Annotated in this window: 12 protein-coding genes; 8 read left to right on the top strand and 4 right to left on the bottom strand. The window is 70.7% G+C overall.

Annotation, left to right across the window (positions count from 1 at the left end):
* Positions 1–20 precede the first annotated feature (20 nt).
* Positions 21–227, bottom strand: coding sequence for a hypothetical protein (locus CRT23_RS09210; protein ID WP_055949090.1), 207 nt, complete (start codon positions 225–227; stop codon positions 21–23).
* A gap of 475 nt (positions 228–702) precedes the next feature.
* Between CRT23_RS09210 and CRT23_RS09205 the strand changes: the two genes are divergently transcribed.
* Complete coding sequence (locus CRT23_RS09205) at positions 703–2271, top strand: ATP-binding protein (RefSeq protein WP_103709431.1); 1569 nt, start codon at positions 703–705, stop codon at positions 2269–2271.
* 173 nt (positions 2272–2444) lie between these two features.
* On the opposite strand, the gene CRT23_RS09200 is transcribed toward CRT23_RS09205, so the two are convergent.
* Entirely contained in the window at positions 2445–3482 is a 1038-nt protein-coding gene (locus tag CRT23_RS09200; protein WP_103709430.1) for an ABC transporter substrate-binding protein, read from the bottom strand.
* Positions 3483–3842: 360 nt separating this feature from the next.
* Between CRT23_RS09200 and CRT23_RS09195 the strand changes: the two genes are divergently transcribed.
* The gene (locus CRT23_RS09195) at positions 3843–4256 is read left to right on the top strand and encodes a DUF3597 domain-containing protein (protein ID WP_055949101.1); all 414 of its coding nucleotides are present in this window, start codon (positions 3843–3845) and stop codon (positions 4254–4256) included.
* Between the two features lie 218 nt (positions 4257–4474).
* Here the strand turns inward: CRT23_RS09195 and CRT23_RS09190 are convergent, their stop codons facing one another.
* Positions 4475–5386, bottom strand: coding sequence for an ATP-binding protein (locus CRT23_RS09190; RefSeq protein ID WP_103709429.1), 912 nt, complete (start codon positions 5384–5386; stop codon positions 4475–4477).
* A gap of 259 nt (positions 5387–5645) precedes the next feature.
* Here CRT23_RS09190 and yajC point away from each other — a divergent pair, with 259 nt between their 5' ends.
* From yajC to CRT23_RS09165, 5 genes are all read left to right on the top strand, one after another.
* Positions 5646–5981: a preprotein translocase subunit YajC gene (yajC, locus tag CRT23_RS09185; RefSeq protein WP_055949106.1), complete on the top strand. Its 336-nt coding sequence runs from the start codon at positions 5646–5648 to the stop codon at positions 5979–5981.
* A 134-nt stretch (positions 5982–6115) separates the two neighbouring features.
* Entirely contained in the window at positions 6116–7726 is a 1611-nt protein-coding gene (gene secD, locus CRT23_RS09180) for a protein translocase subunit SecD (RefSeq protein WP_055949109.1), read from the top strand.
* 76 nt (positions 7727–7802) lie between these two features.
* Complete coding sequence (secF, locus tag CRT23_RS09175) at positions 7803–8750, top strand: protein translocase subunit SecF (protein ID WP_055949114.1); 948 nt, start codon at positions 7803–7805, stop codon at positions 8748–8750.
* Between the two features lie 7 nt (positions 8751–8757).
* Complete coding sequence (locus tag CRT23_RS09170; protein ID WP_055949117.1) at positions 8758–9147, top strand: MTH938/NDUFAF3 family protein; 390 nt, start codon at positions 8758–8760, stop codon at positions 9145–9147.
* Positions 9144–10025 (top strand): phytoene/squalene synthase family protein, encoded by an 882-nt coding sequence (locus CRT23_RS09165; protein ID WP_055949120.1) that lies wholly within the window; start codon positions 9144–9146, stop codon positions 10023–10025. Before CRT23_RS09170 ends, CRT23_RS09165 begins: the two co-directional genes overlap by 4 nt.
* A 169-nt stretch (positions 10026–10194) precedes the next feature.
* Here CRT23_RS09165 and CRT23_RS09160 read toward each other — a convergent pair whose 3' ends face one another.
* Positions 10195–11118: a manganese catalase family protein gene (locus CRT23_RS09160; protein ID WP_055949125.1), complete on the bottom strand. Its 924-nt coding sequence runs from the start codon at positions 11116–11118 to the stop codon at positions 10195–10197.
* 278 nt (positions 11119–11396) lie between these two features.
* Here CRT23_RS09160 and CRT23_RS09155 point away from each other — a divergent pair, with 278 nt between their 5' ends.
* Positions 11397–13115, top strand: a complete 1719-nt coding sequence (locus tag CRT23_RS09155) for an L-lactate permease (RefSeq protein WP_055949243.1) — start codon at positions 11397–11399, stop codon at positions 13113–13115.
* Positions 13116–13179 lie beyond the last annotated feature (64 nt).

Here is a 13179-nt window from a genome sequence, read left to right as displayed (position 1 = left end):
GCTGCTCCGCTCCGGCCGGCTCAGCGCCGCGGTTCGCAGCGCGTCTTCACGTAGGTGTTCTCCGCGCTGCCGCGCCCGGCACTGGCGGCGAGCACCGGTCCCTGCACCAGGCATTCCTGCAGGGTGTGGGCCGGACCGGTGATGATGTCGAGGGCCGTCTCGCGGGAGCAATCCGGAGCCTGGACGGTGGAGGCGCAGACGAGGGCGACGACGAGGATCGGGTTCATGCCCGGAGTAACTGGGTCGGGGCTCCCGTGCGGCAAGGGCCTCTCCCGCATTCGTGTGCAACTTAGTGCCGGTTGGTGCCGGCCCGCCGGGGCCCGTCCTCGGCCGATCGCCGGGCCGCCGGGGCCCGTCATCGACCGATCATGGCCGATCATGGCCGATCAGGCTTGGACAGGCCGATGTTTCCCGTTTGTTCGTGCGTCCGTCCGGACACCTGCCGCCGGATAAGGAAATGAACCTAGGACAAAACACACAGGCACAAAAGCCTAGGACACAATACAGGGGTCACCGCGGCGCCTCGAACGAAAGAAGAACGCGTCGCGACCGGTCGGCGCCCTCGCCGCCGGGGTGCGGCCCCTGGCCTGTGGATGCCGGCGGCGCGGGCCGGACCCGCCGGCGGACGCGCGTGTTAAGACCTTCGTGCGAGAGCTGAGGGCGCGCCGGGGAACCAGCCCCGGGGCGAGAGCCGGAGCAGGCATGACGGTCGGCATCGAGATGGGTCTGAGCATGGGGCCGGGGGCTGAGCCCGCGCGCCTCGACCTCGAGGAGCTCCTGGCCACGCGTCTCCTGGTCCAGGGCAATTCGGGCTCGGGCAAGTCGCACCTGCTGCGGCGCCTGCTGGAGCAGAGCGCGGGCGCGGTGCAGCAGGTGGTGATCGACCCCGAGGGCGACTTCGTCACCCTGGCGGAGGCCTACGGCCACGTGGTGGTGGACGGGGCCCACGGGGAGGCCGACCTCCAGGCCATCGCCGCGCGGGTGCGGGCGCACCGGGTCTCGGTGGTGCTCACCCTGGAGAGCCTCGACATGGAGGCGCAGATGCGCGCCGCGGCCGCCTTCCTGGGCGGGCTGTTCGAGGCCGAGCGCACCCACTGGCACCCCGCCCTGATCGTGGTCGACGAGGCGCAGATCTTCGCCCCGGCGGCGGCCGGCGACGTCTCGGACGAGGCCCGCAAGGCCTCGCTCGGCGCCATGACCAACCTGATGTGCCGGGGCCGCAAGCGGGGCTTGGCCGGCATCATCGCGACGCAGCGCCTCGCCAAGCTCGCCAAGAACGTGGCGGCCGAGGCCACCAACTTCCTCATGGGCCGCACCTTCCTCGACATCGACATGGCCCGCGCCGCCGACCTCCTCGGCCTCGACCGGCGCGGCGCCGAGCGCTTTCGCGACCTGTCGCGGGGCGAGTTCGTCGCCCTCGGCCCGGCCCTGAGCCGGCGGCCCCTGGCGCTGCGCATCGGTCCGGTGACGACCTCGGCGCGCTCGGGCTCGCCCAAGCTGGTGCCGCTGCCCGCCCCGGCGGATGCGGACCTGCGCGCCCTCATCCTCACCCGCTCGCCCGACGAGCCGGCGCAGGCCTGGGCCCCGGCGCCGCGCACGCCGCCGGCGCCGCGGGCCACGCCGGCTGACCTCATGCGCGAGCTCAGCGCCTACCGGCCCGAGCCGGTGGAGGCGCCCACGCCCCTCAGCGAGGAGGAGGTCCGGGCCGGGCTCGACACGGTCCTGCGGGGCATCGCCGCCGACCCCGATGCCGGCGGCCAGCCGGTGGCGGTGGTCTACCAGGACTTCCTCGTGCGCTGCCGCATGCGCGGCCTCGACGGCGAGGCGATCAGCCTGGCCGCCTTCCGCCGCCGCCTCGGCGTCGCCCGCGCCGGGTTCGACGGGGCCGACGTCGCCCCGGACGAGGCGGACGGGCGCTGGGAGGAGGCGCAAGGGGTCGCCGCCACCCTGCCGGACGAGGTCCAGGGCCTGTTCCTGCTCCTCGCCCGGGCGGCGCTCGCCGGCGAGCCCTGCCCCGGCGACGAGGCCCTGGCGCGGGCGATCGGCAGCCGCTCGCCCGGCCGGGCCCGGCGCCTGCTCGCCTACGTGGAGACCCGCGGCACCATCGTCTGCCGCATGGATTACCGCGGCAACCGCATCGTCGCCCTGCCGGCCCTGGCCTGCGAGACCGGACCCGGCGACCCCAAGGCGCCGTTGGAGGCGAAGCCCGGCACCGCGTCCCCGCCGGCCGACCCAGAATCCGGGCTGCCCGGGCTGTTCGCGGCCGAGTAGGGCCGCCGACGGCCTCCGTTGGCCCGATCCGCGTGATCCCCTGGGGGAGGGCGGATCGGGGCCGGTCTCGTTTCGCGCCGGCTGGCCCCGCGCTGTGTTGCCGATCCGGGTCCCGGGGCTCCGGCGGGCTCACCCAGGCGCGGCGCGCCCGGGACCGGGGCTGATAGGATGCCTCAGCGCTTCGTGGCGGCCTCGTAGTATTTCGGCTCGAACAGGCCCTCCAGGGGCACGTCCTTGTCGAGGGTGCCGATGGAGACCTGGTAGGCCTGCATCGCCTTCGTCGCCGCGATGATCTGGCGCGGATCGGCGGTGAACCGGGCGGCCGGCGAGGTCAGCGCCTTGGTGATGGTCGCGGTGTCGGTGATGCCCTTGCCGAGCGCCGCCTCCACGGGCTTGGCCGCGCGGGCCGGGTCGCTCTTCAGGAGCTCGGTGGCGCGCATCACGGCCTTCACCAGGCCCTCCACGGCGGCGGGGTTCTTGTCGGCGAAGGCGCCGAACACGCCCACCACGGTGCCCGGCTGGTCGGGGAACATCTCGCCCCCGGTGGCGATCAGCTTGATGGCGGGATTGCGCATCTGCACGATGGTGAGCGCCGGCTCGCGGATCGAGGCGCCGTCGACGGCCCCGGCCAGCATCGCCTGCTGGGTCGCGTCGATGCCCATCGCCACCACCTCGGCATTGGCCTTGTCGGCCTTGGCCACCTGCCAGAGCCAGTGCTGCAGGGTGGTGTTGGGCACCGAGCCCGCCGGCTGGGTGGCGAGGCGGGCGGCCTTGCCCTCCTTGGCCCGGAACTTCGCGAAGGCCTCCGCCTTGTCGGCGCCGTCGGCGAAGTAGGGGGCGAGCTTCGGGCCCGCCACGAACACCATCTCCTCGATGGCGGTGGCGGCCACCACCCGCACGTCAATGCCCTTGGTGCGGGCCACGGCCAGCGGCGCGACGCCCGCGACGTAGACGTCGATGGTGCCCGAGGCCAGGGCCTGGATCATGTTCGGGCCGGATTCGAAGGTGGTGAAGGTGGGGGCGAGGCCCGCCTCCTTGAGCCAGCCCTCGCCGTTGGCCACGAAGATCGGCGCCGCGCCGATCACCGGGATGACGCCGATGCGAACCGGGACCGGGGCGGCGGTCTGCGCCGCGGCCGGTCCGGCGGCGAGGAGACCCGCGCAGGCGGCGAGGGTGGCGGCGAAGGTGGCAGTCCGGCGGGTCAGGCGCATCGGGTGGTTCCGGTCAGGGGCAGGCCGAACCCGGGCCCGCACGCGGCGGGACGGCGTGCGGCGGGGCCGGGGACGAGGATGCCGCGCAGTGGCACGCACGGGACCGCAGCGCAAGAATCCGCTCCGGTCTCGGCGTCCCGCCCCGGATGTTTAGGGTTTTCATCTCTCCGTGCCGTGTAAGGGAGAAGCGGAATCTCCTGCCGACGAAGAACGGGAGCACGGGCCGGCACGGTTGGGAACCCACCGGATTCGGACGGGCCGCCCGGTGATCTGTCTCGTTACGGGAACGCGGCCGGACGCCTGTCGTTGTCACCCCGTCGCGGCACCGGCCGCCGACGTGAGATTGAGGGAAACCCCGTTATGAGCCTCCTCGGCAGCATCGTCAGCAAGATCCTCCACCCCTTCGGCGGCGGCGACGCGCAGGCCAAGCCGTCCGAGGCGAACGCACAGCCCTCCGCCGGCGGCTCGGATGCCCCCGCCTCGACCCCCACCAGCACCGGCGCCCCGGCCGGCGGTCCCGTCGACGTCGAGCAGGTCCTCAACGGCATGGCGGCGAAGAATTCGCAGTCCCTGAACTGGCGCACCTCGATCGTCGACCTGATGAAGCTCCTCGATCTCGATTCGAGCCTCACCGCCCGCAAGCAGCTCGCCGACGAGCTGCACTACACCGGCGACAAGGAGGACTCGGCCACGATGAACGTTTGGCTGCACAAGCAGGTCATCAAGAAGCTCGAGGAGAACGGCGGCAAGGTGCCGGCCGATCTCAAGGATTGATTCCTGATCAAAGGTTCGGCTTGGCCTGATTTCGGCGTGGCCTGATTCAGGGTGACGCCCGAGGGGGCAGGGGACATCGTCCTCTGCCCTTTTCGTTTGACCTGCGGTTCCCGGCCCTCGGCCGCGGCGCAGACGGAGCCGTCGCCCCCCGCTGCGCCGCCGGGGCGCGCGACGACGACCCGGGAAGACGGCGCGCAACGACGACCCGGGAGCCCGCCTCAGCCCTCCAGCCGCTGCCCCAGGCGTCCGGCGAGATCCTGGATGAACTGGAACGCGGTGCGGCCCGAGCGGGAGCCGCGGGTGGTCGCCCATTCGAGGGCCTCGGCCCGGACGCTTTCGGGATCGGCCCGGAGGCCGTGCCGCGCCACGTAGGCGCGGATCATCGCCAGGTACTCGTCCTGGCTGCACTTGTGGAAGCCGAGCCAGAGGCCGAAGCGGTCCGAGAGCGAGACCTTCTCCTCCACCGCCTCGCCCGGATTGATCGCCGTGGAGCGCTCGTTCTCCACCATGTCCCGGGCCAGCAGGTGGCGCCGGTTCGAGGTGGCGTAGAACAGCACGTTCTCGGGGCGTCCCTCGATGCCGCCGTCCAGCGCCGTCTTCAGGGACTTGTACGAGGTGTCGTCGCCGTCGAAGGAGAGGTCGTCGCAGAAGACGATCCAGCGATGGGCGTCGCCCCGCAGCGTCGCCATCAGGTCGGGCAGCGCCTCGATGTCCTCGCGGTGGATCTCCACCAGCTTCAGGGGGAGGGCGCCGGGCGCCCGCGCGGCGTTGATCTCGGCCTGCGCCGCCTTGACCAGCGAGGACTTGCCCATGCCGCGCGCGCCCCAGAGGAGCGCGTTGTTGGCCGGCAGGCCGTCGGCGAAGCGCTGGGTGTTCTCCACCAGGGTGTCGCGGGCCCGGTCGATGCCGGTGAGCAGGCCGATCGCCACCCGGTTGACCTTAGCCACCGGGATCAGCCGGCGCTCCGGTCCCCACAGGAAGGCGTCCGCGGCCGTCAGGTCGACGGGCGCGCGGGAGGCGGGGGCGGCGCGCTCCAGGGCGGCGGCGATCCGCTCCAGCACCGGTAGGAACTCCCGCACCGGCAGGAACGCTGCGAGCGCGGCGGGGTCGGCGGGGGGCGTGGCGGTCATGGACGGTTCCTCGAAACGCGGGGTCGAGCGATGGGGCCGTGGCGACGGGTGCCGTGCTTTACGGTGCCGGAGCGCCGCGATGAACCCGATAAATCGCGTCGCGGCCGGCGATTTGCGGCCCGCTGACCCATTCGCCTCACCCGGGCGGCGTTGCTTTCACTTAGGCCCTGGCTATAGTCCGCGCGCTTTTTGGCAAGCCCGGACGCCCCCTCGACCGAGGGTCTGGCGGCGCGGGCCTTATCCTCGAGGAGTCACCCGCTTGATCACCCCCGCCTTCGCGCAAGGGGCCACCTCGGCCGCTGGCGGAGCGGACATCGCCTTGCAGGTGGTGCCGTTCGTCCTCATCTTCGTGATCATGTACTTCCTGATCCTGCGCCCGCAGCAGCGCCGCGTGAAGGAGCATCAGAACATGGTCAAGAACGTCCGCCGCGACGACACCGTCGTCACCACCGGCGGCATCGTCGGCCGTGTCACCAAGGTCGCCGACGAGGCCTCGGAGATCGAGGTCGAGATCGCGCCCAACGTCCGCGTCAAGGTCGTGCGCGCGATGATCTCGGAAGTCCGCGTCAAGGGCGCGCCGGTCAAGGCCGCCTGACGCAAGGCCGCCTGACGGCAGCCACCCGGTCATACGGGTGGGGATTGCGGGCGGGGATTGCGGGCGGGGATTGCGGGCGGGGCACAAGGGCCCGCATCGCCCCTGAGAACACGGACACAGGACGGACCCGGCGGATGCTGCGCTTCTCGAGAACCAAGATCGTCACGACGCTGGCCGTCATCCTGATCGGCCTCAGCCTCGCCGTGCCGAGCTTCTTCTCGGCCGAGCAGCGCGCCGGCTTCATGGCCTCGCTCCCGAGCTGGTTCCCGAGCTGGATCGTGCCCCAGCGCGCCATCGTGCTGGGCCTCGACCTCCAGGGCGGCTCGCAGCTCCTCCTCGAGGTCGACCAGAACGACCTCGCCAAGTCCCTGACGACGGCCCTGCGCGACGATGTCCGCCGGGTCCTACGCGAGGCCGGCGGCGTGACCCCGGAGGGCGGCATCCAGATCATCCCGCGCGGCGTCCAGCTCCGGATCGCGAACGAGGCCGCCCGCGCCAAGGTGCTGCCGAAGCTGCGCGAGCTCTCGCAGCCGATCTCCAACGCCCTGGTGGGCCAGGGCGGCGGCCAGACCCTCAACATCACCGAGAAGCCCGAGGGCGTGATCCAGATCACCCTGACGGATGCGGGCCTGACCGACCGGACGCGCCGGGCCGTGACCCAGGCCATCGAGGTCATCCGGCGCCGCATCGATTTCGGCGGCACCAAGGAGCCCTCGATCCAGCAGCAGGGCGCCGACCGCATCCTGGTCCAGGTCCCCGGCCTCCAGGATCCGCAGAAGCTGGAGGACCAGCTCGGCAAGACGGCCAAGCTCGAGTTCCGGATGCTGGCGGATTCGCCCTCCGGCGACGTCGACCTGCTGCCCTCCAAGGACGAGAAGGGCGCCCGCGTCCCCGTCGAGCGCCGCGTGATGGCCTCCGGCGCCGACCTCACCGACGCCCAGCCGGCCTTCGACCATCAGACCCAGGAGCCGATGGTTAGCTTCAAGTTCAACCTGAAGGGCGCCCAGAGCTTCGGCCAGGCGACCTCGGAGAATGTCGGCCGCCGCATGGCCATCGTCCTCGACAACGAGGTGGTCTCGGCGCCCCGCATCAACACGCCGATCACCGGCGGCTCCGGCCAGATCACCGGCAACTTCACCGTGGCCCAGGCCAACGAGCTCTCGATCCTGCTGCGGGCCGGCGCGCTGCCGGCCAAGCTCACCGTGGTGGAGCGCCGCGTCGTCGGCCCCGGCCTCGGCAGCGACTCGATCCAGGCCGGCAAGTACGCCACCCTGGTGGCCGGCGCCCTGGTCATCGCCTTCATGTTCGCCACCTACGGGGTGTTCGGCTTCTTCGCCAACATCGCCCTCATCGTGCACGTGGGCCTCATCCTCGGCCTGATGTCGGTGCTGGAGGCGACCATGACCCTGCCGGGCATCGCCGGCATCGTGCTCACCATCGGCACGGCGGTGGATTCCAACGTGCTGATCTACGAGCGCGTGCGCGAGGAGGTCCGGGCCGGGCGCTCCATCGTGTCGGCGCTCCAGGCCGGCTTCGACAAGGCCTTCGCCACCATCATCGATTCGAACTCGACCATGGCGATCGCCGCCCTGATCCTGTTCTTCCTCGGCTCCGGCCCCGTGAAGGGCTTCGCCGTGGTCTTCATCCTCGGCATTCTCACGACGGTCATCACCGCCGTGACCCTGACCCGGATGATGATCGCCCTGTGGTACAACATGGCGCGGCCCAAGACCCTGCCGTTCTGATCCCGGCCCTGCCGCCCCCCGGGGACGGACACGGCTTTCCCGGCCGACGTCCCGGACAAGAGTTTCGAGACCGATCATGCGCCTGCTCCGCCTCTGGCCCGACGAGTCGCACGTCGACTTCATGCGCTTCCGGCGCTTCACCTTCCCGCTCTCGGCGTTCCTGTCGGTGGCGACGGTGGTGCTGTTCCTCACCGTCGGCCTGAACTTCGGCATCGACTTCAAGGGCGGCACCCTGGTGGAGCTGCAGGCGAAGTCGAAGACGGCCGATGTCGGGGCCGTCCGCCACACCGCCAACGGCTTCGGCTTCGGCGAGACCGAGGTGCAGGAGCTCGGCGGCGAGGGCACGGTGCTGGTCCGCTTCCCCCTGCAGCCGGGCGAGCAGGGCCAGACGGCGGTGATGCAGAAGGCGCACGCCGCCTTCGACGCCGACTACGTCTTCCGCCGCACCGAGACCGTGGGGCCGCGCGTCTCGGGCGAACTCGTGCAGTCCGGCACCATCGGCGTCGTGCTCTCGGTGCTCGCCGTGCTGTTCTACCTCTGGTTCCGCTTCGAGCGGGAGCTGGCGCTGGGCGCCATCGTCGGCACGCTGCACGACATCGTGCTGACGCTCGGCGTCTTCGTCATCAGCCGCATCGAGTTCAACATGACCTCGATCGCCGCGATCCTCACCATCGTGGGCTACTCGCTCAACGAGACCGTGGTGGTGTTCGACCGGACCCGCGAGCTGATGCGGCGCTACAAGACCATTCCGACGGTGGAACTCCTCAACCTCTCGATCAACTCCACCATGTCGCGCACGGTGATGACCGCGACCTCGGCCTTCCTGTCGCTGCTCGCCCTGGTGCTGTTCGGCGGCGAGGCGATCAAGGGCTTCGCCATCGTGATGCTGGCCGGCGTCGTGATCTGCACCTACTCGGCGATCTTCGTCTCGACGCCGGTGCTGATCTATCTCGGCCTGATGCTCTCGGGCGTGAAGGCGCAGGGGCGCCCGGCCGGCGGGCGCGTGCCCCAGGCGGCGGAGTAGCGCGGGCATGGCGTCCTCCGGCAGCCTGCACGACGGCTTCGTTCCCGGGCGCCACCTCATCGACGCCTACGGGAACGGCGGCTTCCGCTTCGCCGAGATGTCGCATCGCGGCTCGATCCTGGTCACGCCGTCGGGCATCCGGGCCTGGGACGTGCGCGAGCCCCGCGCCATCGACCGGAACGCCCTTCGCCCGATCCTGGCCGAGGCCGGGACGGTCGAACTGCTCCTGATCGGAACCGGGCTCGATATCGCGCCTTTTCCTGATGCGCTCCGGCGCTGGCTGAAGGAGGGTGGCATCGGCCTCGACGTGATGCAGACGGGGGCGGCGGCGCGCACCTACAACATCCTCATGGCGGAGAACCGCAAGGTCGCCGCCGCCTTGATCGCGGTCGCATGACGGACTCGGACACCCGGACCAGCCCGGCCGAGGGCAACCTCGCCTTCGCCTTCCAGCATTGCGAGGCCCTGGTCCGGGCGGGCGATCCCGACCGCTACTTCGCCACCCTGTTCGCGCCCGCGAGCGCCCGTCCCCACCTCTTCGCCCTCATCGCCTTCAGCCTCACCGTTGCGCGGGTGCGCGAGGCCGCCTCCAACCCGATGGCCGGCGAGATCCGCCTGCAATGGTGGCGCGACGCCCTCCAGGGCGAGGCCCGCGGCGACGTGAAGGCCAACCCCGTGGCCGCCGCCCTCGACGACGCCATCGTCCGGCGCAAGCTCGGGCGCCAGCCCTTCGTCGACCTCATCGACGCCCGGGTCTTCGACCTCTACGAGGACCCGATGCCCCGGGTGAACGACCTCGAGGGCTATTGCGGCGAGACCGTCTCGGCCCTGATCCGCCTCGGCGCCCTCGTCCTCTGCGACGGGGTCGAGCCCGGCGGAGCCGCAGCGGCCGGCCATGCCGGCGTCGCCTACGGGGTCACCGGGCTCCTGCGCGCGCTGCCCTGGCACGCCCGCTCCGGCCAAGTCTACCTGCCCACCGACATCCTCAAGACCTACGGCGTCACCCGCGAGGACATCGTCACCGGGCGCGGCGGCCCCGGGCTCCTGCGCGCCACCGCCGACCTCCGGGCGCTGGCCCGCCGCCACCTCAAGGCCTACGCGGCGGCCCGCGCCACCATCGCGCCCGCGGCCCGCCCCGCCTTCCTGCCGGTGGCCCTGGTGGAGCCCTACCTCGCCGCCATGGAGCGGCCGGGCTACGATCCCCTCAACACCGTGGTCGAGATCCCGCGCTGGCGCCGTCTCTGGACCCTCTGGCGCGCCTCCCGCCGGGGCTGAGGCCGCCACCCGTCACGAGAAAGGGCGGCCCCCGGGGGAGCCGCCCTCACGGGGTCTGGAAAAAGGGCGGCTCCCGGGGGAGCCGCCCTCACGGGGTCTGGAAAAAGGGCGGCTCCCGGGGAGCCGCCCTCACCGGGTCTAAAGAAGGGCGGAGGCGACCGGCCGTCGGTCAGCGGGCCTTCTTGGTCAGCTTCGCGGCGATCTCGAACATCTCCTCCGGGGCGTAGTCCGGGGTGAAGGCCGAGGGCACGCCGGTGAGCTGGTGGATCTTGCCGCCATCGGGCATGCCCTCGACCACGCTGAGCTCGCCCGGCGGGTCACCCGGCAGCGCCACCTCGCCGTTGCCCCAGATGCCGGCCATCTCGGTGTAGTCGCCCGGGCTGAAGGTGTAGAGCCGGCGGTGCGAGCCCTCCTGCAGGTACTTCTGGCACTCGGGGATCTTGTCGAGGTTGATGTTCGGGGTCGGCAGGAACTTCTCGATCTCGACGCCGGTGATCTTCTTGAGCGCCAGGGCGTAGGCGTGGGCGTGGACCGAGCCGCGCACCAGCAGGTAGCCGCAGACCTCGCGACCCGTCGGGTCGGTCAGGGTCTCGTAGACGCGCAGCTTGTGCAGGCGGGCGCCGCACTCGAGGTGGAAGTTGTGCAGCAGGTCCACCACGACATTGCCCGTGGTGGTGATGAAGTCGTTGTTCCAGGAGGCGCCGTTGCTGTTGACCGGCGTGACGCCGCCGCCGTTCGACAGGAAGGCGGCCGCCAGGCGGATATCCTTCATGTCCTCGAACGGGGCCTTCGAGATGTCGCCGCCATCCGACTCGTCGCCGTCATTGTCGGGACCGTTGTTGAGCATCGCCACGCCGTTGCTGACGAGCTCCACATGGCCGAGTTCCTCTGCGGTGATGGCAGCGACCAGGCTATAGAATGGGCGCAGCTTAGACTTGCTGCGGAAATTGAAGCTCTGGAACATGTAATTGCCCAGGGTCGACATCTCGCCATACTTGCCGCCGAGCAGCTCCTGTAGGGCCGCGGCCGCGTTCGGATCTTTCCGCTTAGGGGCAGGAAGCTCGGCCTGTAGCTTGTCGACGCGCATAAACATAGATTAATTCTCCGCTTCTGGCCAATCGGGGTCTCGACAGGCAAGTGGCCGCCGCGGGTGCATGTTCCGCCGCGCGGCCCGAATTGCGGAGGGCTCCGGGCGGGCATCCGGACCGGAAAAACCCGCGGCGGCGGCGGCGATGCGCGTCGTTCCGCGTGCAACACCCTCTGAATACATGATTAACCGCGTTGAGCCGGCCGAACGGCTCTGCTAGCAACGGACCCAAGGCCCGGCATGAGATCGGGTTGCCCTGGAGGAGTACGGCGCCCGTGAACACAGTGACCACCTGGAATCAGGTCTACGACCCATTCGGGAACGCCTGGCTCTCGACCCTGGCGGCCTCGCTGCCCGTCATCGCCCTGCTGGGCATGATCGCGAGCGGCAAGGTGCAGGCCCATATCGCGGCCGTGCTCTCCCTCGTGCTGGCCTTCTGCGTCGCCGTCTTCCTGTTCGGCATGCCGGCCGACCTCGCCACCCGCGCCTCCGCCTACGGCGTGGCGCTCGGCCTGTTCCCCATCGGCTGGATCATCCTGAACGTCATCTTCCTCTACCGCCTGACGGTGGAGAAGGGCTGGTTCGGCACCCTGCAGCAATCGGTGGCGGGCATCACCACCGACCGGCGCATCCAGCTCCTGCTGGTGGCCTTCGCCTTCGGCGCCTTCTTCGAGGGCGCGGGCGGCTTCGGCACCCCGGTGGCGGTGACGGGCGCGATCCTGATCGGCCTCGGCTTCTCGCCGCTGGCGGCCTCCGGCCTCTCGCTCATCGCCAACACCGCGCCGGTGGCCTACGGCGCCCTCGGCGCCCCCATCCAGGGCCTCGCCTCGGTGACGGGCTACGATCCCTACATCCTCGGCGCGATGATCGGCCGGCAGCTGCCGTTCTTCTCGATTCTCGTGCCGTTCTGGCTGATCTGGGTCTTCGCGGGCTTCCGCGGCATGATCAAGATCTGGCCGCCGATCCTGGTCTGCGGCGGCTCCTTCGCGGTGGCCCAGTTCCTGATCTCGAACTACGTCAACCCCTGGATCGTCGACATCGGCGCCTCGCTGATCTCGATGGGCGCCCTGGTGGCCTTCCTCAAGGTCTGGCAGCCCAAGGAGATCTGGACCTCCCCGGCCCTGCGCGGCAACGACCCCTCGATCGGCTACGTCAACGGCGGCCGTCCGGTCTCGCTCGGCGCGGCCGTGCCCGGCGACCTGCCGAAGGTGGATCTCGGTGGCCGCACCGCCACCTCGCGCGAGATCCTGATGGCCTGGGTCCCGTGGATCATCCTCTCGGTGATCGTGGCGATCTGGGGCACCGGCTGGTTCAAGGGCCTCGTCAACCCGCTCTTCACCTGGAAGTACGAGGTGCCGGGCCTGCACAACGTGATCATGAAGGTGCCGCCGGTGGTGGCGAAGGCCCACCCGGAAGCCGCCGTCTTCTCCTTCACCTACATGTCCTACACCGGCACCGGCGTGCTCTTCGCGGCGCTCATCTCCGGCCTGATCATGCGCTTCTCCCCGCTGCGCCTGATCACCGCCTATTTCGAGACGATCTGGGTGCTGCGCTACTCGCTCATCACCATCGCGGCGATGCTCGCCCTCGGCGTGCTCACCCGCTACGCCGGCGTCGACGCCACCCTCGGCCTCGCCTTCGCCGGCACGGGCATCCTCTACCCGTTCTTCGGCACGCTGCTGGGCTGGCTCGGCGTCGCGCTCACGGGGTCGGACACGGCCTCCAACGTGCTCTTCGGCGGTCTCCAGAAGATCACCTCCGAGCAGCTCGGCCTATCGGGCATCCTCATGGCCTCGGCGAACTCGTCGGGCGGCGTGATGGGCAAGATGATCGACGCCCAGTCGATCGTCGTCGCCTCCACCGCCACCGGCTATTTCGGCCAGGAGGGCAAGATCCTGCGCTTCGTGTTCTGGCACTCGATCGTGCTGGCCTGCCTCGTGGGCGGCCTCGTGATGCTGCAGGCCTACGTGCACCCGTTCAGCGCGATGGTGATCCACCCGTAGGATCCCCGTCGAACCGACCTGCCGACGCCAGAGCCCGCCCCGGATCGCCCGGAGCGGGCTTTTT

The sequence above is a fragment of the Methylobacterium sp. V23 genome (assembly GCF_002917135.1).
Taxonomy (GTDB): Bacteria; Pseudomonadota; Alphaproteobacteria; order Rhizobiales; family Beijerinckiaceae; genus Methylobacterium.
This window is presented reverse-complemented; position numbering and strand designations above follow the sequence as displayed.

Coding starts and splice junctions, on each gene's coding strand:
- CRT23_RS09165 (WP_055949120.1), top strand. CDS start 9,144: ATGACGGACTCGGACACCCGGACCAGCCCGGCCGAGGGCAACCTCGCC.
- secF (WP_055949114.1), top strand. CDS start 7,803: ATGCGCCTGCTCCGCCTCTGGCCCGACGAGTCGCACGTCGACTTCATG.
- CRT23_RS09170 (WP_055949117.1), top strand. CDS start 8,758: ATGGCGTCCTCCGGCAGCCTGCACGACGGCTTCGTTCCCGGGCGCCAC.
- CRT23_RS09210 (WP_055949090.1), bottom strand. CDS start 227: ATGAACCCGATCCTCGTCGTCGCCCTCGTCTGCGCCTCCACCGTCCAG.
- CRT23_RS09160 (WP_055949125.1), bottom strand. CDS start 11,118: ATGTTTATGCGCGTCGACAAGCTACAGGCCGAGCTTCCTGCCCCTAAG.
- CRT23_RS09195 (WP_055949101.1), top strand. CDS start 3,843: ATGAGCCTCCTCGGCAGCATCGTCAGCAAGATCCTCCACCCCTTCGGC.
- secD (WP_055949109.1), top strand. CDS start 6,116: ATGCTGCGCTTCTCGAGAACCAAGATCGTCACGACGCTGGCCGTCATC.
- CRT23_RS09205 (WP_103709431.1), top strand. CDS start 703: ATGACGGTCGGCATCGAGATGGGTCTGAGCATGGGGCCGGGGGCTGAG.
- CRT23_RS09200 (WP_103709430.1), bottom strand. CDS start 3,482: ATGCGCCTGACCCGCCGGACTGCCACCTTCGCCGCCACCCTCGCCGCC.
- CRT23_RS09190 (WP_103709429.1), bottom strand. CDS start 5,386: ATGACCGCCACGCCCCCCGCCGACCCCGCCGCGCTCGCAGCGTTCCTG.